The 232-nt window shown below is 62.5% G+C and carries 1 protein-coding gene; it reads left to right on the top strand.

Annotated elements, in window-relative coordinates; translation table 11 throughout:
* Positions 1–17: 17 nt before the first annotated feature.
* On the top strand, positions 18–232 hold a 215-nt coding region (locus tag EI185_RS17515; RefSeq protein WP_124706432.1), incomplete at its 3' end, for a BMC domain-containing protein.

Here is a 232-nt window from a genome sequence, read left to right as displayed (position 1 = left end):
CGAGAAGGAGTTTTGAAATGGCAAACGTAAGCGGAATTGCACTGGGCATGATTGAAACCCGTGGCCTGGTTCCGGCAATTGAAGCGGCAGATGCGATGACCAAGGCAGCGGAAGTTCGTCTGGTGGGCCGCCAGTTTGTTGGCGGCGGCTACGTGACCGTGCTGGTGCGCGGCGAAACGGGCGCGGTGAATGCTGCCGTGCGCGCCGGTGCCGATGCGTGCGAACGCGTGGG

Source organism: Sulfuriferula multivorans (assembly GCF_003851125.1).
Classification (GTDB): Bacteria; Pseudomonadota; Gammaproteobacteria; order Burkholderiales; family Sulfuriferulaceae; genus Sulfuriferula; species Sulfuriferula multivorans.
Note: the sequence above shows the minus strand (reverse complement) of the source record. Positions and strands in the feature narration are given on the sequence as shown.